Annotated in this window: 1 protein-coding gene; it reads right to left on the reverse strand. The window is 64.2% G+C overall.

What is annotated here, in order from left to right; translation table 11 throughout:
* The coding region (folE, locus tag V8U06_RS29210; protein ID WP_427143653.1) for a GTP cyclohydrolase I FolE at nt 1-550 on the reverse strand (550 nt) is incomplete at both ends.

A 550-nucleotide genomic window follows, 5' to 3' on the forward strand; every position in this document is an offset into this window, starting at 1 on the left:
TCGGTCTTGAAGGCACCGGTAAAGGTGGTGGTGAGCGTTGTCGAGCCCTGTTTCTGGATGCCGCGCATGGCCATGCACATATGCTCGGCCTCGATCATCACGGCAACGCCGCGCGGGTTCAGCGTTTCGTCGATGGACCTGGCGATCTGCGCCGTCATCGTCTCCTGCGTCTGCAGGCGGCGGCCGAATATCTCCACCACGCGGGCGATCTTGGACAGGCCCAGCACCCGGCCGTTCGGCAGATAGGCGACATGCGCCTTGCCGATGATCGGCACCATGTGGTGTTCGCAGTGCGAGAAGAAGGGAATGTCCTTCACCAGCACCATGTCGTCGTAGCCGGCAACCTCCTCGAAGGTGCGGCCGAGCACGTCCTCGGCGGCAAGATCGTAGCCGGAGAAGAGTTCGCGATAGGCTTTCGCCACGCGCTTGGGTGTATCGAGCAGGCCTTCGCGCTCCGGGTCGTCGCCGGCCCAGCGCAGGAGAACGCGGACGGCGTCTTCCGCCTCCTTCTGGGAGGGGCGGCTCGACGGATCATCGACACGCGGAAAAT

The sequence above is a fragment of the Shinella sp. G-2 genome (assembly GCF_050172695.1).
Lineage (GTDB): Bacteria > Pseudomonadota > Alphaproteobacteria > Rhizobiales > Rhizobiaceae > Shinella.